Source organism: uncultured Finegoldia sp. (assembly GCF_947252345.1).
Classification (GTDB): Bacteria; Bacillota; Clostridia; order Tissierellales; family Peptoniphilaceae; genus Finegoldia.
Genome location: NZ_CAMXVC010000004.1, coordinates 24,496 through 48,525, shown reverse-complemented (window position 1 = coordinate 48,525; position 24,030 = coordinate 24,496). Strand labels below are relative to the sequence as shown.

The 24,030-nt window shown below is 30.6% G+C and carries 26 protein-coding genes, 1 pseudogene, 1 riboswitch and 1 other annotated feature (1 of these 29 only partly in view); all 27 genes and pseudogenes read right to left on the bottom strand.

The window, feature by feature from the left end; genetic code table 11:
- Positions 1 to 61: a binding site (T-box leader), on the bottom strand; it reaches 128 nt to the left of the window's first position.
- A 19-nt stretch (positions 62 to 80) separates the two neighbouring features.
- On the bottom strand, positions 81 to 812 hold the full coding sequence (locus tag Q0X02_RS01695) for an RNA methyltransferase (protein WP_297810601.1): 732 nt from the start codon (positions 810 to 812) through the stop codon (positions 81 to 83).
- Entirely contained in the window at positions 790 to 1,467 is a 678-nt protein-coding gene (locus Q0X02_RS01690) for a TrkA family potassium uptake protein (RefSeq protein ID WP_297810598.1), read from the bottom strand. The genes Q0X02_RS01695 and Q0X02_RS01690 overlap by 23 nt, the downstream gene beginning before the upstream one ends.
- 12 nt (positions 1,468 to 1,479) lie before the next feature.
- Positions 1,480 to 2,814, bottom strand: a complete 1,335-nt coding sequence (locus tag Q0X02_RS01685) for a TrkH family potassium uptake protein (protein WP_297810595.1) — start codon at positions 2,812 to 2,814, stop codon at positions 1,480 to 1,482.
- Between the two features lie 101 nt (positions 2,815 to 2,915).
- The gene (asnA, locus tag Q0X02_RS01680; RefSeq protein ID WP_297810592.1) at positions 2,916 to 3,926 is read right to left on the bottom strand and encodes an aspartate--ammonia ligase; all 1,011 of its coding nucleotides are present in this window, start codon (positions 3,924 to 3,926) and stop codon (positions 2,916 to 2,918) included.
- 136 nt (positions 3,927 to 4,062) lie between these two features.
- The gene (spoVG, locus tag Q0X02_RS01675; RefSeq protein ID WP_297810589.1) at positions 4,063 to 4,365 is read right to left on the bottom strand and encodes a septation regulator SpoVG; all 303 of its coding nucleotides are present in this window, start codon (positions 4,363 to 4,365) and stop codon (positions 4,063 to 4,065) included.
- Between the two features lie 136 nt (positions 4,366 to 4,501).
- The gene (locus Q0X02_RS01670; RefSeq protein ID WP_297810586.1) at positions 4,502 to 5,491 is read right to left on the bottom strand and encodes a glycosyltransferase; all 990 of its coding nucleotides are present in this window, start codon (positions 5,489 to 5,491) and stop codon (positions 4,502 to 4,504) included.
- Between the two features lie 8 nt (positions 5,492 to 5,499).
- On the bottom strand, positions 5,500 to 6,021 hold the full coding sequence (locus Q0X02_RS01665; protein WP_297810583.1) for a TVP38/TMEM64 family protein: 522 nt from the start codon (positions 6,019 to 6,021) through the stop codon (positions 5,500 to 5,502).
- Between the two features lie 85 nt (positions 6,022 to 6,106).
- On the bottom strand, positions 6,107 to 7,258 hold the full coding sequence (locus Q0X02_RS01660) for a glycosyltransferase family 4 protein (protein ID WP_297810581.1): 1,152 nt from the start codon (positions 7,256 to 7,258) through the stop codon (positions 6,107 to 6,109).
- Between the two features lie 116 nt (positions 7,259 to 7,374).
- Positions 7,375 to 7,920 (bottom strand): hemerythrin domain-containing protein, encoded by a 546-nt coding sequence (locus Q0X02_RS01655; RefSeq protein ID WP_297810578.1) that lies wholly within the window; start codon positions 7,918 to 7,920, stop codon positions 7,375 to 7,377.
- 106 nt (positions 7,921 to 8,026) lie between these two features.
- Positions 8,027 to 8,674, bottom strand: coding sequence for a redox-sensing transcriptional repressor Rex (locus Q0X02_RS01650; RefSeq protein WP_297810575.1), 648 nt, complete (start codon positions 8,672 to 8,674; stop codon positions 8,027 to 8,029).
- Positions 8,675 to 8,794: 120 nt separating this feature from the next.
- On the bottom strand, positions 8,795 to 10,261 hold the full coding sequence (locus tag Q0X02_RS01645; RefSeq protein ID WP_297810572.1) for a carbon starvation protein A: 1,467 nt from the start codon (positions 10,259 to 10,261) through the stop codon (positions 8,795 to 8,797).
- Positions 10,262 to 10,450: 189 nt separating this feature from the next.
- Positions 10,451 to 11,263, bottom strand: coding sequence for a 2-amino-4-hydroxy-6-hydroxymethyldihydropteridine diphosphokinase (gene folK / locus Q0X02_RS01640; protein ID WP_297810569.1), 813 nt, complete (start codon positions 11,261 to 11,263; stop codon positions 10,451 to 10,453).
- Positions 11,263 to 12,078, bottom strand: coding sequence for a dihydropteroate synthase (gene folP, locus Q0X02_RS01635; protein ID WP_297810566.1), 816 nt, complete (start codon positions 12,076 to 12,078; stop codon positions 11,263 to 11,265). Before folP ends, folK begins: the two co-directional genes overlap by 1 nt.
- Before the next feature lie 19 nt (positions 12,079 to 12,097).
- The gene (locus Q0X02_RS01630) at positions 12,098 to 12,577 is read right to left on the bottom strand and encodes an HD domain-containing protein (protein ID WP_297810563.1); all 480 of its coding nucleotides are present in this window, start codon (positions 12,575 to 12,577) and stop codon (positions 12,098 to 12,100) included.
- A complete protein-coding gene (gene folE, locus Q0X02_RS01625) occupies positions 12,577 to 13,131 on the bottom strand; it encodes a GTP cyclohydrolase I FolE (RefSeq protein WP_297810561.1) in 555 nt (184 codons plus the stop codon). The genes Q0X02_RS01630 and folE overlap by 1 nt, the downstream gene beginning before the upstream one ends.
- 101 nt (positions 13,132 to 13,232) lie before the next feature.
- Positions 13,233 to 13,321: riboswitch (THF riboswitch) on the bottom strand.
- A gap of 28 nt (positions 13,322 to 13,349) precedes the next feature.
- On the bottom strand, positions 13,350 to 13,565 hold the full coding sequence (locus Q0X02_RS01620) for a hypothetical protein (protein ID WP_297810559.1): 216 nt from the start codon (positions 13,563 to 13,565) through the stop codon (positions 13,350 to 13,352).
- Positions 13,558 to 14,676 (bottom strand): YcjF family protein, encoded by a 1,119-nt coding sequence (locus Q0X02_RS01615; RefSeq protein WP_297810557.1) that lies wholly within the window; start codon positions 14,674 to 14,676, stop codon positions 13,558 to 13,560. Before Q0X02_RS01615 ends, Q0X02_RS01620 begins: the two co-directional genes overlap by 8 nt.
- Before the next feature lie 101 nt (positions 14,677 to 14,777).
- Positions 14,778 to 16,397 carry a chaperonin GroEL gene (gene groL, locus Q0X02_RS01610; protein WP_297810555.1) on the bottom strand — a complete coding sequence of 540 codons (1,620 nt, stop codon included), beginning with the start codon at positions 16,395 to 16,397 and terminating at the stop codon, positions 14,778 to 14,780.
- A gap of 13 nt (positions 16,398 to 16,410) precedes the next feature.
- Positions 16,411 to 16,695 (bottom strand): co-chaperone GroES, encoded by a 285-nt coding sequence (locus tag Q0X02_RS01605; RefSeq protein WP_297810553.1) that lies wholly within the window; start codon positions 16,693 to 16,695, stop codon positions 16,411 to 16,413.
- A 176-nt stretch (positions 16,696 to 16,871) separates the two neighbouring features.
- Positions 16,872 to 17,759 carry a DNA-3-methyladenine glycosylase gene (locus Q0X02_RS01600; RefSeq protein ID WP_297810551.1) on the bottom strand — a complete coding sequence of 296 codons (888 nt, stop codon included), beginning with the start codon at positions 17,757 to 17,759 and terminating at the stop codon, positions 16,872 to 16,874.
- The gene (locus Q0X02_RS01595) at positions 17,759 to 19,018 is read right to left on the bottom strand and encodes a Glu/Leu/Phe/Val dehydrogenase (RefSeq protein WP_297810549.1); all 1,260 of its coding nucleotides are present in this window, start codon (positions 19,016 to 19,018) and stop codon (positions 17,759 to 17,761) included. Before Q0X02_RS01595 ends, Q0X02_RS01600 begins: the two co-directional genes overlap by 1 nt.
- 4 nt (positions 19,019 to 19,022) lie before the next feature.
- Positions 19,023 to 20,420, bottom strand: a complete 1,398-nt coding sequence (locus Q0X02_RS01590; RefSeq protein WP_297810547.1) for a glycine--tRNA ligase — start codon at positions 20,418 to 20,420, stop codon at positions 19,023 to 19,025.
- Positions 20,421 to 20,744: 324 nt separating this feature from the next.
- A pseudogene (locus Q0X02_RS01585) lies at positions 20,745 to 21,281 on the bottom strand (DUF4355 domain-containing protein).
- A gap of 204 nt (positions 21,282 to 21,485) precedes the next feature.
- Entirely contained in the window at positions 21,486 to 21,686 is a 201-nt protein-coding gene (locus Q0X02_RS01580) for a hypothetical protein (protein WP_297810545.1), read from the bottom strand.
- A complete protein-coding gene (locus Q0X02_RS01575; RefSeq protein ID WP_297810543.1) occupies positions 21,683 to 22,531 on the bottom strand; it encodes a minor capsid protein in 849 nt (282 codons plus the stop codon). Before Q0X02_RS01575 ends, Q0X02_RS01580 begins: the two co-directional genes overlap by 4 nt.
- Before the next feature lie 124 nt (positions 22,532 to 22,655).
- Positions 22,656 to 23,252, bottom strand: coding sequence for an SOS response-associated peptidase (locus Q0X02_RS01570; RefSeq protein ID WP_297810541.1), 597 nt, complete (start codon positions 23,250 to 23,252; stop codon positions 22,656 to 22,658).
- Positions 23,253 to 23,282: 30 nt separating this feature from the next.
- Complete coding sequence (gene lgt / locus Q0X02_RS01565; RefSeq protein ID WP_297810666.1) at positions 23,283 to 24,029, bottom strand: prolipoprotein diacylglyceryl transferase; 747 nt, start codon at positions 24,027 to 24,029, stop codon at positions 23,283 to 23,285.
- Position 24,030: the final 1 nt, after the last annotated feature.

The following is a 24,030-nucleotide window of genomic DNA, read 5'->3' as shown; positions in this document are numbered from 1 at the left end:
TTTCACCAACCCATACCTCTCTTAATATCTACATTTGTATTTTCTTCTTCAACATTTTTTTATATTTTATAACATAATTATTAATTTGTCAATTTAGACAAATAAAACATACTTAAACTCGCTGCTATCGAAGCATTCAAAGATTCAGTTATCCCATCCATTGGTATAATGAGAAACTCATCGGCAAAACTTTTGATTTCATTTGAAATCCCATTCGCTTCATTACCTATGATTAAAATGTGTTTTGTTTTTTTCTTTATTTCTAAAATACTTTTTGAATTTTTTTCTAAGGAAGTTTCATAAATCTTAAATCCTTTATTTTTATACTCATTTAAAATACTAATATCTCTGTATTCTATCGATAATCTAAATAAACTTCCCATTGCACTTCGAACAGTTTTTAAATTGTAAATATCACAGCTATTATGTGACATAATAATTTTCTTATACCCAAAAGCTTCGGCACTTCTGATTATCGTGCCTAAATTTCCAGGGTCGTTTATATTTTCTAAGAACAAAATCTTGTCACTATCATCTTGAAATTTTTCTAAAAATTCTACCACACAAATAATTCCTTCTGAATTATTCATCTCACTCAAGCTATCGAATGTTTTTTTATCAAAAATAACACTTCCTTCTATTGGAGCTTCTCCTTCTCTCAATATTACTTGCTTGATTTTCAATCGTGAACGCAAAGCTTCATTGTACAGTTTGTAGCCTTCTATTATAAATTCACTGAATTTATATCTGAATTTTTTCGAATATAGTGATTTGCAATGTTTGTAAATTTTATTTGACGTAGAGGTTATCATTATTATCGCCTGCGTTTGTAATCTTTTCTAAATCATCATTAGAACCAATTACTATCAAATAGTCTTCAAATTTTACGCAATAATCAGGGGCAGGGTTGATGTTCATCTGTCCATGATTTTTTACTGCGACTACGTTAATACCGTATTTGCTTCTGATACCAATTTCTATAAAATTCTTGCCTATCCATTCTTTTTTTGGAGTAATCTCTGCTATGGAGTAATCATCAGTAAATTCAATATAATCAAATATTTGGTCACTACTCAAGCTCCTTGCAAGTCTAACAGCAGAATCATTTTCCGGAATGATAGTTTTATCTGCTCCTACTTTTAACAAAATATTTCCATGCAATGTGTCTTTAGCTTTTGTGATAACTTTTTTAACGCCTAATTTTTTGCATACAACTGTAGATAAAATTGAAGCTTCAAAATTTGAAGAAATAGCAACTATTGCTACATCAAAATTACCTACCCCTACAGAACTAAGAGAGTTCTCTGTCAAATGTTCAATGTATACAGCATGAGTAACTATTCTACTCATCTCATCAACTGTATCTTCATTATTATCTATTAGCAAAACTTCGTGACCAGTGTTTGCTAACTCGACTGCACAGGCTCTGCCGAACCTACCGCAGCCAACAACTACAAATTGTTTCATAAATATTCTAACCTAACCTATAATAATATTTTCGTGTGCTTCTTTATAAGCTTTTTTGTTTTTTGAATTTGAAAGTGCAAATAATATCGTCAATGAGCCAACTCTCCCAATGTACATTGTCATTATAATTAGTATTTTCGATATACTGTTAAAGTTTGGAGTTAAGCTTCTAGTCAATCCAACCGTACCAAATGCACTTACAACTTCATATACTACATCTAAATATTTTGCTTTGTCTATTAACAAAATCAAAAATGTTACAAATATTACCCATGCCAATGATAGTGTTATTATTGCCAAGGCTTTTTTTATTTGCGATACTCTTATCCTTCTATCAAATACTTCAACATCTTCTCTGCCTTTTATTTCACTAATAGCTACAATAATCAATAACGCAAAAGTTGTTGTCTTAATACCTCCAGCTGTTCCGGCAGGTGAACCTCCGATAAACATATTCAAAATAGATAAAACGCTTGAACTATCAAGCAAATCTGATTGACTAATTGATGCAAATCCAGCAGTTCGAAGAGTGATAGCTTGAAAAATAGAGTTTGATATTTTATTAAAAACATTTAATTTTCCAATAGTATAGGGATTGGCAAATTCCATAACAAAAATTAAAATCGAAGTAATTGATAGCATTAAAATCGTCGTTGTCAAAACAATTTTCGTATGCAAAGTATACTTTCTAAAATTTAACTTATTGTGAACAATATCCAATATAACATTAAATCCTATACCACCAATGATTATCAATAAACCAATAACCATTAAAATAAACCAATGAGTATTGAAATCTATCAATGAATTTGGCCCTAAAATATCAAACCCAGCATTGCAAAATCCTGATATAGAGTGGAAAAAGCTGTAAAAAATCCCCTTAAATCCGTACATTGGTACAAATCTTATCATCAGAAGTAATGCACCAATAGTTTCAAACGTAAAAGTTGATATTAAAATATACTTAATTAGCTTAACCATACCCTGCATATCAATACTATTTGTTTGTTCTTTTATTATTAATCTATCTTTTAAAGTAATTCTTCTACCCATAACAAGTGCAATCAGAGTTGCAAATGTCATAAAACCTAATCCACCCATTTGAATTAATATAATAATTATAGTCTTGCCGAAAACACTCCACGCACTAAAAGTCGGAACAGTAACTAATCCTGTTACACAAACCGAGGATGTAGCAGTGAAAAGACAATCTAAGTATTCTATTTTTATTTTATTTTGACTAATAGGTAACCATAAGAAAAAAGAGCCTATTATTATCAAAGAAAAAAAGCTTAGAATTAAAACCAATGGCGGATTATCTTTTAAATATTTTTGTATCTTTTTCATAATCAAATCATACTACAAATAAATTTAAAAGTAAAACTCAAATAATAGCTAGTAATAAAAAAAGAGTTACTTATTTGTTGAAATAAATAACTCTTTAAAAATTATAATAATTTTATTCCTAATTTTTCGCATTTTTCTACCATATCTTCTGGCCAAATAGAAGATTGAACTTCACCTATGTGAGCTTTTTGCAAGAAAAACATACAAATTCTTGACTGGCCAATACCACCACCTATTGATTGTGGTAATTTATCATTCAACAATAATTGGTGATACTCCAAATTAATTCTGTCATTATTATTTTTCTTGTTTAATTGATAAACCAATCTATCCTTGTCTACTCTAATTCCCATTGAACTCAATTCCAAGCAATTATCCAAAACAGGATTGTACACCAAAATATCCCCATTCAAGCTCCAATCATCGTAATCTGGAGACCTGTCCGAATGTGCTTTCCCCGATTTTAGTTCATCGCCAATTCCAATTAAAAAAACCGCTCCATATTTTTTTGTGATGAGATTTTCTCTCTCATCTGATGATTTTTCTGGATACATATCTTCCAAATCTTCAGTTGTTACAAAAGTTATTTCATCAGGCAATATTTTTTTGTAACCTTCGTATGAATTGATTAACATTGTTTGCGTATCCAAAAAACATTGATAAATTTTTCTTACAGTTTCTTTTAGATAATCTATGTTTCTATCTTTTGGTGACATTACTTTTTCCCAGTCCCACTGGTCTACATACAATGAATGAGTATTGTCACAAATTTCAGAAGGTCTGATGGCATTCATATCCGTATAGATTCCGTGATTTTCTTCTATATTGTATTTTTTTAATGCAACTCTCTTCCATTTCGCTAATGATTGAACAATTTCAAGTCTACTCATTGAGCCATTTTCAAGAAATTCAAATCCTACTGGTGTTTCAACTCCGTTTAAATTATCATTAATTCCTGTATTTGCTCTTACGAACAAAGGTGCTGATACTCTTGTTAAATTAAGTGAATCCGACAACCTATATTGAAAAAAATCTTTGATGATTTTAATTGCTTTTTGTGTTTCTAATAAATCTAAAGATGATTTATATCCTTTGGGTATTTGTAGTTCCATAACTATCTCCTTTTTATAATACAATTATAATTTTATATTATACCAAAAAATTATAATATGTAAAATCAAAAAAATACCAGTGTCAGTTGACAAACTAACGCTGGTTTTTTGAATAGTGCATCAATTATTATCTTGATTATTCTTGTTCCTCATTTAATTGTTCCGATTCAATTGAAGATTGTTTTTCTAATTCTTCATTGTACTTTGTAAAAATCGCTTCTTCGATTTTTTCTCTAGTTGTAGAAGATATTGGATGAGCTATATCACGATATCTACCATCACCGATTTTTCTACTTGGCATAGCCAAAAACATACCATTTTCTCCATCTATCACTTTGATATCGTGAATTACGATTTCATCATCAAAAGCAATAGAAGCTACAGCTCTTAACCTATTGTCGAAATTTAATATTTTGACTCTTACATCTGTAATTTGCATAACATCACCGCCTTGTTAACTATATAATTTTATTATACAACTAAAAAACTCTTTTGTAAATAAATATAAATATTATCCAAACCTTTATAATTCATATATATTTTTGATATTATGATAACGTTTAAGCACAAATATTTCATAATTCAGAATATATATTGCTCAATTTTTCTCCGATATTTTTAACACTTCGTTTTTCAACGTATTTGTACGCCTCATTAACTGTTGTTTTATTTTCATTTAAAATTTCAATAATTTTATCTCTAAATTCTTCATTAGTTTTTGCTTTGATAAGCTCCTTGCCATCTGTAAACATATCTTCATAAATTTTTATATCACGAACAAGAACTGGTATCTTAGATGCAAAAGCTTCTAATAAAACTATTCCCTCTGTTTCTTCTCTTGTCATAAATAAAAATAAGTCACTGCCTTTGTAGCAATCAACCAAATCATTTTGGTCAATATAACCAGCCATTGTAACATTTGTAGGCTTATTTTTAATAGCTCGTTTAATATGAGTTGTCAATAATTTTGGGTTTGTATAACCAAACCATATAAACTTATAATCCGGTAATAATCTCGCAACTTCGAAAAAATCGTCCAAGCCTTTTCTCTTAATAAGATGACCAACGGAAATGATAACTTTATCATCGTTCTTTAAATTAAATTTTTTTCTAAATCTAATTCTGCTATTTTCATCACCTTTGAATTTATCAAGGTCAATTCCATTAGATAAATTATATATTTTTTTATTTATATTGTAGCTTTCTAAAATTTTTTTGGAATACATAGTGGGAGTTATTATTATGTCCCCCAAATTATAGCAACTAATTATCCATTTTTTGAATAATCCGCTTAGAATATTAGCTCCTCTAAATGAATTTCTGAAATCTTCCATTGTAGAATGACCATAATATATAATTTTTTTGCCTTGTTTTCGGGCTTTTTTTGCAAAACATTTTGATTTTGGCATAATTGTATTAATATGGACAATATCATAATGCTCATTTTCATCTGTAGTATAATCAATGTTATTAAGTTTTAGTGCCTTCTCTTGATGTTCTATAGCTTGTCCAACACCACTTTTTTTGACTAAATCATAATCTCCTTTGTAAATTAAAATCTTCATTTATAGTCTTAAATCCTTAATATTAATTTTTTAAAAATAATTTCTAATCCCAACGAGTAAATAGCTATTGAAAGAGGTTTGCCTAAAATTATTATCCAAAAATACTTGGAAAACTTCATTTTAGTTGTTCCTGCAATGTAGCATAGCATATCGTCAGGTGCTATTGGGAAAAATATTAAAGCTGCAAACACAGTGTCAAATCTATTATTCTTGTTCAAAATCCTAATGTACTTGTCATAAGCTTTTCTCCCAAAAATTGCGATAATCAATGGCGTTCCATATTTTCTTCCAATAAAGAAAACTATCAGTGACCCAATACAAATGCTGATATAATTGTATACAAATCCCATCCAAGAGCCGAATAGAATAACCCCTCCTAGGCAGGTAATTCCTCCAGGTATTATAGGAACAACAACTTGCATAATTTGAAAGATAATAAAAATGAGTACAGCTAATTGCCCAAATTTATTCATAAAATCTTGGAATTTATCAATATCTTTTAATATCCCTGTTTTCCAGGCATATACCATAAATATAATACTAATAATTATGCCAATTGCATTCAAAATATGAAATAATATTTGCAATCTTGAATTGTCAGCCTCTATTATTTTATTAAATAGATTTTTCATTAATGTCTATTACCTTTTTGTATATTTTCTCTATTTTCTTGCCAAATGATTCTACGGTATAATTTTCATCAACGATTTTCTTCGCATTTTTCCCCATTTGTATTCTCAAATCATCGTCATCTAGGATTTTTTTAAGATTTTCCTTAAACTCTTCTTCATTATCATATCCAAAACCAGTCACAGAATCGATTAATACTCCGTCTAAGCACTCATCCCTTCTGCAAATTATTGGTGTTGAACAAGCCATTGATTCAATAAATGTAAGGCCTTGCGTTTCGGAAGTAGATGCTGAAACAAAAACGTCAGCTTGTGAATAAAAATTGCCTACTTTTGATGAGTCAATCATACCAGTGAATATTACGTTATTTCTTATAGATAAATTAGAACATATTTCCTTAAGTTCTGATAAAAAAGGTCCTCCACCTGCTACAATGAATACAACGTCTTCTCTTCCGATGTCTTCAAGATACTTCAAAATTTCTGTAATGTTTTTTTCTTTGCCAATTCTGCCCAAAAATAAAACTATTTTTTTGTCCGCATCAATTTTATATCCTTTTCTTACATCAAAATCATCGCAATTAGATAGTTTATCAGCATTTATTCCGCTTGGAACGATAAACATCTCTTTTTTAATATCATATTCGCTCAATAAATTGTAAATTTTTTTAGTAGGTACTATTACGCCATCAGTTTTTCTTATAATTTGCTTAGTAAATTGTTTTGCTAATTCTTTGCCTATTGTCTTGTTCAATGAAAAATAATGAGTGTAATCTTCATAAACAGTATGATATGTGTGTAACAATGGAATATTCAATTCTTTTGAAATTCTTCTGGCCTGTAAAAACATCGTAAATTCTGTCTGTGAATGCACAATATCTGGACTCCATTCAACTATATCATCAAAGAATCTATTGTATAATAATTTATTCACTCTTGCATCAGGATATAACCTACCTGCACCTAATGAACCCATATAATATTCGTCATTTGTTTTTTTTGAATTAAAACTATCCGAAAACGAAAGTATTCTAACATCATGACCCAAATTTTTCAAAGCTTTTTTCAGTGATACTATAGAAGTTACAACACCATTAATAGCTGGTTTGTAAGTATCTGTGGTAATTAATATTTTCATAAAACACCTTCCGTATATCATTATAGCATATTAGAATATCACCAATTTGTTACAACAATATTACAATTTTGTGCGATAAAATAAGGGATTAATTAATCTAATCCCTCTTTTTAAGTTTACATATTAAATAATGTATCAATTTTTTTCAATAATTCCTTGTGAACTTCTTTGTTATCTTCTAAAAACTTTATTGTTTCTTCTTCAACTTCCTTCAATCTATCTTTCGATAAATTATTCTTTCCGTAAGGATATACAACAGTATTTTCTTTTTCGATATGCTTTTGTAAATGCCTTCTGTACGACATTAAATTCCCAATTACTTCTACAAAATTTTCATCTGACTTGTCTTCTGAATACAGTTTAATATTTTGATTTAAATCAAATATAATTCCACGCGCAAATTCATGCTCAACTAACATCCCATTCATTATCATCACTTCACCAAGTCTACCTAAGTCTTCTTGCATTTTTTTAAATAGAATTTCTTCTTCTTTTCTGTGATGAAATTTATCCGCATATTCTTTTAAAACAACAATTAATAACTTTACAAATTCTACATTTATTTCTTTTCTATTAATAAATTCAATAGATTTTTCCTTCATCAAATCAATAATTTTACTGATATTTTCATGTTCTTTCTCTAAGATTAATATACTATCCATAATATCACTCCTTTTTTTCATTATACAGTAAAAAAAATATTATTTATGTAACAATAGTTACAAAAAAACTCAGCGCTATAAAACGCTGAGTATATTGTCATTATCATTAATTTTTTGTTCCTGGATAATCTGCTAAATTATTCATATAATATGTTAATGTGTACAAACTTTCATCTAAATGAACATTTTCCAATACTACTTCTTTAGGTAGTTTTAAGTCCAAAGACGCAAAATTCCACACACCTTTAATTCCTCCTTCAACTAGAATATCGCAAATATTTTGGGCTTGATCAGTTGGTAGGGCAATCACTGCGATTTCTGGCTTAACATCTTTCATATAGTTTTCGATATCGTTTATATCTCTAATTTCAAAATCAGAAATCTTACTTCCCACTTTATCTCCATGATCAAATACATCAACGATATTAAAACCTGTTGTTTTGAAACCTTTGTAGTTCATTATAGCTTTTCCTATATTACCACAACCTAATATAATAGCTTTATAGGATTTATTTATTCCCATAATTTTTTCTATTTCAGATTTTAATTCTTCGACATTATAACCATAACCTTGTTGACCAAATCCACCAAAATGATTCAAATCTTGTCTGATTTGTGATGCTGTCAATCCAGTTATGCTGCTTAATTCTTGACTAGATACTCTAATAATTCCCTTTTGCTCAATCATTCCTAAATATCTGTAATATTTTGGAAGTCTCTTAACAACAGCTAATGATACTCTTGCCCTTGCCATTTTATCACTCCATTCATTGTTATTAATATAATTATATCAAAAAGGTATTTTTTTTTCAATAAAAATGTAATGAGTTTTTAAATCAAAAAGAGTCAAGCATTTTACTGCTTGACTCAGATTTTATCCCAATAATTCTGGATTATTTTGTTGTCCTTTTCCTTTTTTAATTACAAAGAAAATAAATAGACACGAAATTATTATTCCGACAATATAACTTGCAACGTATCCGTCGATTCCTAATCTTTTATCCAATGAAAACCCTAAGTCTTCATGTGCGATATAACTCGAAACAATGAATGAGTAAAATATTCCTGGTATCATACTAATCCAGTAATTCTTTTTATTTATCATCAAGTAAACCGTAATTAACATCAACGCAAACACTGCGACCAATTGGTTAGTAAATCCGAAATATCTCCATAACAAATTAAAACCATTGCCGTTAGTTTTTGCAAAATACAAAATTATAATTGCAAAAACATAAATTGCTAAGCTCAAAATAATTCTGTTTTTAACAGATTTTTGGCTAATATTGAATTGTTCACCAATCATAAGACGTAAAGACCTAAATGCTGTATCTCCACTTGTAATAGGAAGCACTATAACACCAATTATTGCCAATAGACCACCTATCTTGCCCATAAAAGTCTTAGAAATAATTCCAACCATTAGAGTAGCATTTGTATTCAAACTAGTTCCTCTGTTAAACATAACCATAGCCCCAGCTGCCCAGCACATCGCAATGAGTCCTTCTGCTATCATCATATTGTAAAAAGTAGATCTTCCTTCTCTTTCGCTTCTAACAGTTCTGGATATTAAAGTAATTTGTGAACCATGAAATCCGGAAAGAATACCACAAGCAACAGTTATGAAAAAAACAGGTATAAAACTTTGACCAAGTGGATGTCTGCTCAAAAGTACGCCTTCGGTGATGTTGTGTAAATTTAATCCTCCATCCAATAAAACACCAGCAAAAACTCCAACAGCACTGACAATTAAGATAGCGCCGAACACTGGATAAACTCTGCCAATTATTTTGTCAATCGGAAATAGAGTTGCCAATAGATAATATAAAAGTATAATTCCATAAACTACCCATATAACAGTTCCATTGACATCCATATTCAAAATATCGTTAACTATCAAATCCCCTGGTGTATAAATAAATACCACTCCTACAATAAGCATTAGAATCCAAATAATGATATTATAAACCTTGTTTGTTTTTGAACCCAAATACTTTTGAATCATTTTCGGAACTTGTGCTCCGTCATTTCTCATTGAAATCATTCCGATGAAATAATCATGACAAGCTCCCGCCAATACACATCCTATAGGAATTGTTAAAAATGCTATAGGACCAAATAAAATACCTTGAATCGGCCCTAATATTGGACCTGTGCCTGCAATATTCAAAAGTTCGATTAATTCGTTTTTCCATTTTTTCATAACGACATAATCTACCCCATCTGCTTTTTTAATCGCAGGCGTAATTCTATCATCCGGTTGGAATATTTTTTCGCAAAATTTTCCATAAAAATATCCACCGATGATTAATATAGCTGTACCTACTAAAAATAAAATCATATTTCCCCCTTAGATAAAATTCGTACTTAAATAGTATAATACAATGTTCTAAAATATTCAAAAATATTTTGATACAATTTATTGTAATAAAAAAAATAATTTGTTATTTATCATTCAAAATAATAAACGGCGATGTAAATCGCCGCAATATAATTATAATTTTGTTTTGTTCAAAAGAAGTCAAATGTATCAATCTAATTTTAAAAACAACTGCCTGATGTTTTTCCTGTAGACTGGATGAACAAAAAATTCTGCAATATCCATCATAGGCTCTAGTACAAATCTTCTATCTTGGATAAATGGATGAGGAATTTTCAAATCATCTTTGTATATAATCTCATCGTCACAGAAAAGCAAATCAATATCAATGGTTCTCGGTCCCCATTTTTCGTGACGTACACGACCTAAATCTATCTCTATTTTTTGAGTGATTTTAAGCAAATCTTCTGGCTCTTCAAACGAGATTAATTCTATAGCACAATTCATAAAATCATCTTGATTTGTATTTCCCCATGCTTTTGTCTTATACATTTGTGAAATTTTGCTTATTTCAATGCTATCTATTTCTTTTAATTTGCTTATAGCTAATTCGAGGTAATTTGTTTTATCACCTATGTTAGAGCCAAGTCCTAGAAAATACCTCCTTTTTTTTCTTGAAACCGAAACTTTTACAGTGTCTAATGGTAAATTTATCGGTGCCCACGGTTTTTTTATGTCAACAGTCAATGTTTGAACAATTTTATATTTTTTAAATATAAACTCGATTAACTTGTACGCAACAGTTTCTATCAAATCTATAGATTCCGAACGAAAATAATCATAGATTTCATTACTCAATATTCCATAGTGAATAGAATCTTCAAGATTATTTGAAACAGCACCTTTTTTCATATTGTAGCCCATTATTATTGTCACTAAAAATTTTTGTCCTAACTCTTTTTCAGACTGAAATACTCCGTGATTTGCGTAAATTTCTAAATCTTTTATCGAAAGATAGTCCATTATCTACCTTCTCTTTTAATGGCTAACGCCATTTTCATTGCTTGATAATTATCTTTTACATTGTGAACTCTAAATATAGAACAACCATTCATAACTCCGATAGCTGTTGTTATCGCCGTTCCAAAATCTCTGTTCAAAGCGACATCGATTCCCATTGCTTTTCCAATAAATCTTTTTCTACTTGTTCCCAATAAAACAGGGTATCCAAGATTTACAAATTCTTTTATCCTATTTACAACTGTTAAATCTTTTTCATAATCTAGCGCAAATCCTATGCCAGGGTCAAGTATTATCAAATCTTCTCTGATCCCAGCATTTTTTGCCAATTCCACAGATTCTAACGTTTCTTTGTTCAATTGTTGCATTAAATCATCATAGTTATTGTTATGTTTGTTGTGCATTAAGATAACTGGCGTTTCAAGTTCTTTTGCGTATTTTGCCATATTGCAATCAGATTTCAATCCCCAAATATCGTTTAAAACATCAACGCCTTCTTTAACTACCTCTTTGAAAGTTTCCGCTTTAAAAGTATCAATAGACAAAGGAATATCAAAATTTTCCCTGATTTTTCTTATAATCGGAATCAATCTTTCTAGTTCTTCTTCACTAGTGATTGGAGTATACCCAGGTCTTGTAGATTCAGCTCCTATATCAATAATACTAGCTCCTTCATTTATCATATCTTCTACGTGTTTTACGGCATTATCTACATTATTCCATTTTCCACCATCAGAAAAAGAATCTGGAGTAACATTTAAAATTCCCATTATATAAGCTTCATTTTTAAAATCAAATTCTTTATTTCTAATTTTCATTTTTTATCCTCTCGTTAAATTAGTAAATTACAGTTCTATTCTTCTTTTCAGATGACCAGTTACATATCCTATTGGCTGGACATCTAAAACACATCCTAGATAATTTGTCTGATTTGTAAAAAATTTCTACAAATCTATCCTTATTTTTTATTTTATATCTGTGATATTTTATAGCATTTAATATCCTAGATTTGGATTTGTCGTCAAATTTTAAATCTTTTAAAATTTCCTCAGCAATTTTGACTGACAAAATATTATGATTGATTCCTGTGTCAATCTCATCAGCTCTTCCCAAATCATGTAATAGTGCTGTAACATATATCAAGTCTTTATCAATTAACAAATTTTCTTCAAGACACTGAATGTAACATATTCTAGCAACATCCATTAAATGGGAAAGGTTGTGTTTGCAAAAAACTCTAGTTTTCTCATCATCTTCGATTTTATTTAATTTTTCATTGAATAATTTATGATTTAATACTATATCAGTATTTTCCATTACAATCCCATCAATCTGTAAGCTTCATTCTTCAAGTTTAAATCTTCTTCAAAAACTCCTCTAGCAACTGATGTAGTTGTTGATGTTCCCGGTTTTTTTATTCCTCTCATATTCATACACATATGTTCTGCTTCGATTGTGACTAAACACCCCTTACATTTCAGAAATTCCATCATAGCATCTGCTATTTCGATGTTAAGTCTTTCTTGTAATTGTGGTTTTTTTGAATAAACATCCACCGTTCTGGCCAATTTAGAAAGTCCTGCGACTCTTTTGTCTGGAATGTACGCTATGTTAACCTTTCCCCAAAAAGGAAGTAAGTGATGCTCACACATTGAATAAAAAGGTATATCCTTTTCAATAACCATATTGTCATCCACTATCTCGAACGATTTCGACAAATGCACCTTGGCATCTTTCTTCAATCCACTGAAAATTTCTTCGTACATTCTGGCAACTCTTTGAGGAGTTTCAATTAAGCCTTCTCTGTTGGGGTCCTCGCCTATAGCTTCTATAATCATAGATACTGCTTGTTCTATTTTATCTTTATCCATTTCATTAATTTCCTCTCTTAAAAAATATAAGAGCACATTGGAGTGCTCTATAAAAAAAGCATTATCCTGTGTAAAAGATAATGCTCCCACTAATCAATATTATCAGCGGAAGCGGCATTGATATCGCAAAAATTTCGTTAATAAGCAACTCCCTATCTTATTACACTTAACGCATCAATCCTACTCTGTATTTATATTATACCACAAGCATAATATTTTTAATCTTCATACTTTAAGCCTTTGTAATGAAAATAATCTATCATTTCGTCATTTTCATAAATTATAATATCAGAAGGTTCTCTATTTCTTTCGGAAACATTAAAACAATCTTCTAGTTTTGCATACTCGACAGCTCTACAAGTATTTTGAACTGCAAAATCGTAATTACCATCTTTGTATTTTTTTATAAATTCTTCTTTACTTAAATCATTCATCATTTTTCCCCCTTCTGTTTTTTAAATAGTCTGTATAAGAATTTTGCATAATTTTCTCTATCTCTGAAAAATCCATATTAATTCCCATTTTTTCTCTTTTTGCAATATATGAAAGTACTTCTATATAGCTCATCGCTAGTGCCATGGTCATAAAGGATGCTGTTGCAGCTGATATCAATCCACCAGCAATGCTTCCTATGCCGGGTATTAATTTCAAAGCATTCGTAACTATAAATCTTCCTGTAAATGTTGCCCCTCCTGTTCCTCCAATTGCAGCAATTATGGATACAACTTTTTGTTTGTCCATCGACACTCCAAAAATAGCATTAATGTGAGCTATCATCGCTACTTGCATTGGAACAAGTAAAGAAGCATCAGAAAAAGGTATCGGTACAAATCCGATTCCAAAAGCGGTCTTTATATACTTTCTAGCCCAACGTCGTGCCGTTTTGGTTTTTAAATCTATATCTACTTGTTGGGCATTAATAAAAGAATTTTTGATATCTTCATCTAAAAGTTCAAAACTTCTCGACATTAACTCCTTTAATCCTTTTTCTTCTATTACAATATCATTGATTCTGTATGGTCTTGCGAGTATTTCTATAACGTCAGCAACATTTAAATTCAAACTTTCAATATATTGTTTTAATTCAGCAGAATTTTCTCCCAAAGATTGTGTAAGAACAATGATAACCGGCGCAAAGTTCTTTAAATTATTTATGATTTCTATTTCTGAATCTTCAATTCTTGAACCGCTTGAATTTATACAATAATAAATCAAATGAATTTTTTCGTTATTCCCTTTTTGTCTTAATTTTTGTAATAAGCTAGAAATTTCTTCTAATACTTCCTTTTGATTGTGAGTATTGAGTTCTAAACCTTGTGTATCATACAAATTTATCGGAATATTTTCTTTTGTGATTTTTTGCAAATATTTTGTTACAGGTTTTCCAACACCTGTATCAGCCAAATTTTCTCTAAACATTCCATTGATAAGAGTAGATTTTCCAACACCTGTTTTACCAACCAACAATATATTAATTGGATTCATATTTTTAATTTCTTTATTTGTTTTTTCTAGCACTTCATTTATTAAATCGTAATTACTCATTTCTAATCAACCCGATTAATATATACCCGATATGAATTTTCAAAAAACATTTTTTGAGCATAAAAAAAGATGAGGAAAATTTCCTCATCTTTTTACTTAATTTACATATATGCACCAGGACCTGGTTGAGGCATTGCTGGTTCATCTTCTTTAATAGAAACAACTGCTGCCTCTGTTGTCAACAATAAACTTGCAACTGATGCGGCGTTTTGTAATGCTGACAAAGTTACTTTTGTCGGGTCAACGATGCCTGCTTTTAGCATATCAACATATTCACCTTTGTATGCGTCGTATCCAATTCCTTTTTCTTTGTTTTTAACATTTTCAACTATTACGCAACCATCAATTCCAGCATTGATTGCAATTTGTTTTACAGGTTCTTCTAAAGCTTTTAATATAATATTTACACCAGTTTTTTCGTCGCCTTCTACTTCGTCAACTAGTTTTTCTACTTCATCTATAATATCAATCAAAATAGTTCCACCACCAGCAACAATTCCTTCTTCTACAGCGGCTCTTGTAGCTGCAAGTGCGTCTTCTATTCTCAATTTTTTTTCTTTTAATTCTGTTTCGGTAGCTGCTCCAACTTCAATAACAGCAACTCCTCCTGACAATTTAGCTAATCTTTCTTGAAGTTTTTCTCTATCATATTCAGAATCAGTTTCTGGAATTCTACCCTTAATTTGATTGATTCTTTCTTCAATTTTAGATTGGTCTCCGTTGCCATCAACTATAGTTGTCTTGTCTTTTGAAACGTTAACTTTTCTAGCTCTTCCTAACATATCAAAAGAAGCTTCTTTTAATTCAATTCCCAAATCTTCTGTAATTAATTGTGCTCCTGTTAAAATGCAGATATCTTCAAGCATTTCTTTTCTTCTATCACCAAATCCTGGAGCTTTAACAGCTACGCAATTAAATGTTCCTCTTATTTTATTCAAAACCAAAGTAGCTAAAGCTTCGCCCTCAACATCTTCTGCGATTATAAATAATGGCTTTCCTTGTTGAACAACTTGTTCTAACAAAGGCAAAATATCTTGAATATTTGTAATTTTTCTGTCAGTAACCAAAATGAATGGATCTTCCATCGCAGCTACCATTTTGTCTGAATCAGTAACCATATATGGTGATACATATCCTCTGTCAAATTCCATTCCTTCAACAACATTTAGAGTTGTTCCCATAGATTTTGATTCTTCAACAGTAATTACCCCATTGTTTCCAACTTTTTCCATAGCTTCTGCAATTAGCTTACCGATAGTTTCATCTGCTGCTGATACGCTACCAACATTTGCAATTTCTTCTTTAGTAGTAACACTGTGACTTCTTGATTTAATAGCTTCCACAGATTTTTCAACTGCTTTTCTTATACCCTTTTGAAGAACAATCGGATTTGCTCCTGCAGCCAAGTTTTTCAAACCTTCTCTTATAATTGCTTGAGCCAATAAAGTTGCAGTTGTAGTTCCATCTCCTGCTACATCGTTAGTCTTAGTAGCAACTTCTTTAACCAATTGTGCACCCATATTTTCATATTCATCTTCTAATTCAATTTCACGGGCAATTGATACACCATCATTTGTAATTAATGGGGCACCATATTCCTTATCCAAAACGACATTGCGTCCTTTAGGTCCTAATGTAACTTTTACTGTGTCAGATAATTTATTGATGCCTTCGACCATACTTTTACGAGCATCGTCAGAAAATTTAATTTGTTTTGCCATATAAAATAACCCCCTATTCTACAACAGCCAAAATATCTTCATATTTTACTAGTATATATTCTGTATCTTCAAGTTTAATTTCAGTTCCAGAGTATTTAGAATAAATAACTTTGTCTCCTACTTTTATATTTCCTTTCATTTTTTCATCTTCTTCAACTTCAGAGCCGATCGCAATAACTTCTGCATAAACAGGAGCTTCTTTCGCCGAAGATGGGAGAACTATTCCAGAGAATGTTTTTTCTTCCTCTTTTTCTTGTTTTTTTAATACTAATCTATCACCAATAGGTTTTAAATTCATAATATCCTCCTTAAAATGTTTTTTGTTAGCACTCATCTTCTGTGAGTGTCAATCCTCTTATATAATAAACCACTAGTAGCATTTTTTCAAACTCATTTAGTTGTATTTATTTTTATATACTACAATATATCTTTATTTTATTCGTTTTATCGTCTTATTTTGTTTGTGATTTTCGATTATTTTCCAATAGTATTTTCTCTTCCATAATAAAACAAATACTGTTGTGCATATCCTGCATAATCACCAAATAATTTGTTTGCGTAATCTGAAATCAAATTTTTATTGGTTTCTTTTTTTATAAATAAATATTCCATCACTCTTTTAATCCATACATCAACTGGAAAAGTGTTGTGCCTTTTATATGAAAAAAGCATAATACAATCTGCAACTTTAGGCCCAACTCCAGGAAGTTTAATTAACTCATTTCTTAGTTTTCCATTATCAAGAGCGTTAATTCTATCAATATCAAATTCATTTGTAGCAACCATTCTAGCTACATCTATAATTCTTTTATCGCGAAATCCCACTCTACATATTTCTCTCATTTCTTCTACTGGAACTTTTGATAATTTCTCAGGTGTCGGAAAAGAATAAATTTTTTTGCCATTTAGCTCTCCAATTAAATCTCCGTAATTTTCACAAATTATGTTGACTGATTTCATTATTCTTGGAATTTGATTGTTTGCAGAAATTATAAATGAAATAATCGTTGAGAACTTATCCTGGTTTAATATTCTTATTCCACTTCCATACTCCATTGCACTTTTGAGCGTCTCATTGAATGATAGAGTGTCTTTTATCTTTGTATAATCTGTTTTTAAATCAAAATAATTTTCCCATTTCTTGTAATAATCCTCTTTTGTACAATTTTTTAAATAAACAAAATCGCCAACCAAACTGACATTACAATACATATTTCCATCAATAGTTGTGTAAGAAGAGTCTTCTTCTTCTTTTTGCCATCTAAAAGCCTGCCCACATTCGAAAATGTGGGTAGGGTTAAAAGATGTTTGTTTTATTTTAGTTATTTTTAGTTCGTCATTAAATTCAATATTATCAGTCATTAATACCATCCACGTAATTTCATTGTTTTGCTGATTTTTTTAATTGAATTTACATAAGCTGCTTGTCTGAATGATATGTTCAATTTCTTTGATAAATTCCATATTTCATCATATGATTTGTCAATCAATTTGAACTCTTTATCCATAACTTCTTCTTCAGACCAATAGTATCCCATTTTATTTTGAACCCATTCAAAATACGATACAGTAACTCCGCCTGAGTTTGCTAATATATCCGGAACAACAACAACATTTCTTTCGTTTAAAATCTCATCGGCATCTTTTGTGATTGGTCCGTTAGCTCCTTCTACTATAATTTTGGCTTTAATAGAATCAACATTTGATTTTGTGATTGCATTTTCAAGAGCTGCCGGAATCAAAATATCAACATCAGCTCCAAAAAATTCATCGTTGGAAATTCTTTTTGCACCTTTTATTTTTGTAAAGTCTTTTTCATTTGTTTGCGAAATTTCAAAGCATTCATCAAAATCAAATCCGTCTTCTTTATATATAGCATAAACGCCGTATTCGTCGTTATATTCCATAATGTATTTGACTGTCATATTGTGGTCTATCAAAAATTTCATTGTGTATGATCCAACATTTCCAAATCCTTGTAGCGCAACAGTAGGATTTTTTAAATTCATATTTTCGGCTGCTTTTTTTGCACTTAAAGCTACGGAATATCCTGTTGCTTCTGTTCTTCCTAATGAACCGCCAAATTCTACTGGTTTACCAGTGAAAGTACCAATTTGATTTTTACCCGTTAATTTGTTAAATTCATCTGCCATCCAACTCATAATTTTACCATTTGTATTTACATCTGGTGCTGGTACATCAAAATCTTCTCCCAAATACTTGTACATTCCATCTACAAATCCTCGAGACAATCTTTCCAATTCTCCTTCAGATAATTTCTTTGGGTCAACAATTATTCCGCCTTTTCCACCACCATATGGTAAATTTGTCACTTGACACTTAAATGTCATCCAGATAGACAATGCTTTTACCTCATCTAAATTGACATCTTCTCTGAATCTCAATCCACCTTTTGTTGGTCCCATTGCGTTATTGTGTTGTGACCTATATCCTTTGAAAACTTTTATAGAGCCATCATCCATTTTTACAGGAATATTAATTTCTATAACTCTGTATGGGTCTTTAAGTAATTCATATACACTATCTTCTAATTTTAAAATTTCGCAAGCTTTTCTAATTTGATATCTCGCATTTTCCAAAGGATTTAATGATTCTTTCATATATTTAAAACTCCATTTCTTTATTAACAAATTCTATTATTTCATCAATTTTCATTCTTTTTTGTTCCATTGTATCTCTATCTCTTATTGTGACAGTGTCGTCTTCTAATGTGTCAAAATCAATCGTCACACAATAAGGAGTTCCTGCTTCATCTTCTCTTCTGTATCGCTTACCAATTGAACCAGCATCATCGAAATGCGTCATAAAATTCTTTGATAATTCTGAATATACTTCCATTGCTTTGTCATTTAATTTCTTAGTCAAAGGTAGAACTGCAACCTTGTATGCAGCAAGTGCTGGATGGATTTTTAGTACAGTTCTTGTTGTATTATCTTCCAATTTTTCCTCATCGTAAGCATCACACAAGAATGATAGGAACATTCTATCAACGCCAACCGATGGTTCGATGCAGTAAGGAATGTATTTTTCATTGGTTGTAGGGTCCATGTACTCCATTTTTTCACCCGAACCTTCACTGTGCTTTGATAAGTCATAGTCAGTTCTGTCGGCTATTCCCCATAACTCTCCCCATCCAAATGGGAATAAATATTCAAAGTCAGTCGTAGCCTTTGAATAGAATGACAATTCTTCTTTCGAATGGTCTCGAAGTCTAAGATTTTCTTCTTTCATTCCTAAACTCAACAAAAATTCTTTACAAAAACTTCTCCAATAGTCAAACCATTCTAAGTCAGTATCTGGCTTGCAGAAAAATTCTAATTCCATTTGTTCGAACTCTCTCGTTCTAAATATGAAATTTCCTGGAGTAATTTCATTTCTAAATGACTTTCCGATTTGTCCTATACCAAAAGGAATCTTCTTCCTTGATGTTCTCTGAACGTTTTTAAAATTCACAAATATACCTTGTGCAGTTTCAGGTCTAAGATAAATTTCTGATTTATTGTCTTCAGTAACACCTTGAAATGTTTTGAACATAAGGTTAAATTTCCTTATATCAGTAAAATCGTGTTTACCACATTCTGGACATTTAATATTTTCCTTTGCAATAATATCCAGCAATTCTTGTTCTGATTTCCCATCAAGTCCTGTAATTTCTTCACCTTTTTCGTTCATAAAATAATCTTCGATTAGTTTATCAGCACGAAATCTTGATTTACATTCTTTACAGTCGATTAGTGGGTCGGAAAATCCCCCAACGTGTCCAGAAACTACCCATGTTTGTGGATTCATCAATATCGCTGCATCTAATCCGACATTGTATGGACATTCTTGAATGAATTTTTTCCACCAAGCGCGTTTAATATTATTTTTGATTTCAACTCCTAATGAACCATAATCCCATGTATTTGATAATCCACCATAGATTTCACTTCCAGGAAATATAATTCCTCTTGATTTACACAGGCTTACTAATTTTTCCATAGTTTTGTCTTCGTTTCTCATAAAATCCTCCATATTAAAAATAATAAAAATCCCCGAAGTAAAACTTCAGGGACGAAATATTTTCCGCGGTTCCACCCTAATTATGATAAACATCACTCTTAGAATTATCAGCTCCAGATTGCCTTTTTAACATGTTAATTCGCACCAAACATTAACTCTCTGCTATTGTTATTTTATAATTTCCTTCATCGCTTTTTAATATTCTTTTATATTATAACATAATCATTCAATGAGAACAATAAAAATAAACAGAAAAGTAAATTCAAAATCTAAAATTTATTAAATTTCAAAACAGCAAACCACTCATTAAAATCAATTTTTTTATTATAGTACATTTTCAAATATATCTTTCTTGCTTAAAGTCTTATTATTTGACATCCTCTTTGGTGGAGTTGATTTCAGCCTTTCGTTGACCTCTTTTTCCACCGCTGCGTTAAAGTTTTCGATAAAAGCGTTGATGTTTTCTTTTGTTTTATCCGCATCTTCTGTAATTATTGATGAAATTAAATCATCTGAGATACTGATGTTATTTTCTTGCAGCATCTTCCTTGACACGCTTATCATTTAGCTTTTTGTCTTTTCACTTCTCAGCTTTTGTAGTTCTTCTTCTAATTGCTTTCTTTCGTACTCAGCTTTTTCAGCTTCGTCCATTTGTGCAAGTTTTTGTGCTTCCGATATCTTTTTTTCTTGTTCCGTCTTCCACTTTTTAAACTTGCTGTTAATAATTTGATTCACATCTTCGTCCGTGTATTTCTTTTCTGACTGCTCTTTTTTTACATTTTCATCTTTTTTCGTTTGTCTTTCAGTCGATTCATTTACACTTTGTTCAGTTTCATCAATTATTTCTTTGTTTTCTTCCATTCTTTTCCTCCATAATTTAAAGTTCTAATGCTTAACTATATTCTCCCTAGTTTTAACGTCCACAAGGCTTAGACAATAAAAAAATCGCACGATTAAAGCACGATTAATTGTTGATATTTACTTGTTTTACGCAATTTTTACACGATTAATTCACGATTATTGCACTAAAAAAGCACATCTAACATTTATCTTGTTAGTGTGCTTTTAGTATTCGGCTATTTTATCTAAGATATTTTCAGCTAACTTTCCGTCTTTTGTTATTTTGTAATCTTTGTCAAATCCATTAATTTGTAAAAAATTAGAAACAACGTCTTCCATTTCGAATATATCACTATCATTTAAATTAAAAGTTTTTTTCCAATTCAACTTTTTTAAAAATTTCATTTCTTCATCTGTAAACATCATTTCCCACCTTTCTCAAATTTTTTCCTCAACCTTGAACTCGTTCTCCAAGATGTTATCTCTTTGTTTGTATCTGGATTGATAACAACAGTAGCATTTTTACCAACGTATTTTCGACTCGGTCTTCCATTTTTATCAATTTCCAAATCTCCTACATACAAAGGTTCGTTTAGTTCGTCAGATACATCATCATCTGACACATTTCTTTCTTCTCTTCTTTTTTCTGCGTGTTCAGTCTTTTCTATTTCATCTATATTATACCCCGAATCCTCATCTTCGGCAATATTGTAATACGCTGCAATCGAACACCTACAAAACTGGTGCATTGGTGGCAACTCATCGCCAATATCTGAATTTTCTATATCGAAAACGTGGTTATTAAAAGGTGCACATATATGACACGCCCCAGGTTCCGCAATCCAAATGTATTTTTCATATCCGCTTTTTCTCATCAAATTCAATCCCGTGTTTATCTGCACTCTTGCAGACTCCGTCACAGCTAACCTAAACGCATTATAAAACGCGTTTTGTTTTCCTGTGTCGTCCATTTCTTCGCTCAAATTTTCTTCAAGCTTCCTTGCCCACGTTCTTGGATTATCTCCCAACAACATTGAATTGTGTATTCCAGATTGCAAATTACCTCTCATCTTATATCCGTTAGCCCATATCCTGTCGCTAAACTTCGCCGATTTGAAATCACCGTTTATAATTGCATCTGAATTTCTGATAAAGTCCTCATAAAAATCAGCATCTAATCCCAATATTCCTGCTTGTCTTCTTGTTTCTTCTATCAAGTCGTCCTTTAATCTTCCATACAACATATCAGTTTCTTTTCCCGACAATCTCATCTGCTAATTAAGAATTTCATACTTAATCTCGAAAAATTCTTGTCATTGAAAAGCCGATACACTTGTATCGACTTTATATTTAAAATTTTATATAAAATTATTATATTTTCTAAATTTATTAGTATTACAAAAAAGACAGTTGACTGTCTGACAAATTCTTAAAATCCAAATCAACATAATTATTAATCAAAAATTCATAAACTTTCTTTGGCTCAGTGCACATCAAATAATTTTCTTCAAAATGTTTAGGTATGATTATTGGCATTCTTGAGTGAATTTCATTCATTTTACCCATAGCCATCGTTGTCAATATGCTGACATGACTTATACTAGATTCTTTGCTTGTGTATTCTCTAAATATAGCTGCAATCGAAAAAATTTTATCTTCGGGAACATATATCTTGTATTTATTTTTGTTCTTCCTATCCCATTCAAAAAACGCTGTCGCAGGAATCAAGCATCTTCTTTCTTTAAAATCATCCTCGAAAAATTTCGTTGTGTAAATTTTATCAATTCTTGAATTTGTGATTGATTTTTTCATAAAACTTACATTTATTCCCCATCTCATATACCTGAAATCAGATGCCAATGTCAAAATCTGCTGACCAGGGAAAATTTCTAAACTAGATTTAAATTTTTTCAATTTTTCAGTTTTTCCATATCTTTTTAATAATTCCAATTCTGAAGTATTTAGTTCAAATCTTGAACACAAGTTTATCACCTCAATATTGCTTTATAAAAAGTCAGATGATTATTTTTCATCTGACTTAAGAAGTTTATTTTTGTATTTGAGTTGTATTGTTATTCCTATAATGATAATTACAATGCTGACCAGTTGACTTACTCGAAAAATTCCAATGTACAAGCTATCCGTTCTCAATCCCTCTACAAAATATCTTAGTATACCGTAAAAAATCATATATAAACTAGTAATCTGTCCATCGAATTTCTTTTTGTTTTTAAATATATATGCTAACAATAAAAATATCAAAAAATCCCCTAGCGATTCATATAAAAAAGTAGGGTGTACTTTTATTCCATCTATTGTAATAGCCCAGGGAAGATTAGTTGGACGGCCATATGCTTCTTTATTTATGAAATTACCCCATCTTCCTACAGCTTGTCCAAGTGCTATTGCCGGCATAAAAATATCAGTAATTTTTAAAAAATGTAGTTTTCTTTTCTTGCAAATTACTAAACAAGTTCCTACGGCGGCGATTATACCACCGTAAATTGCAAGTCCACCGCCACGAATGTCTATTATTTCTTTTATATTTTTTGAATAATAATCCCATTCAAATACTACATAATATGCTCTCGCACCAACTATTGCTAGCGGTAGTGACCAAACTAGAATATCCAGTATTGTATTTTCTGATATATTTTCTATTTTTGCCAATCTTACGGCTACAAGATACCCAAGAACAACCCCCAAGGAAATCAGTATGCCGTACCACATAATATCAATTCCAAAAATGGAAAAAGCTACTCTATCCATT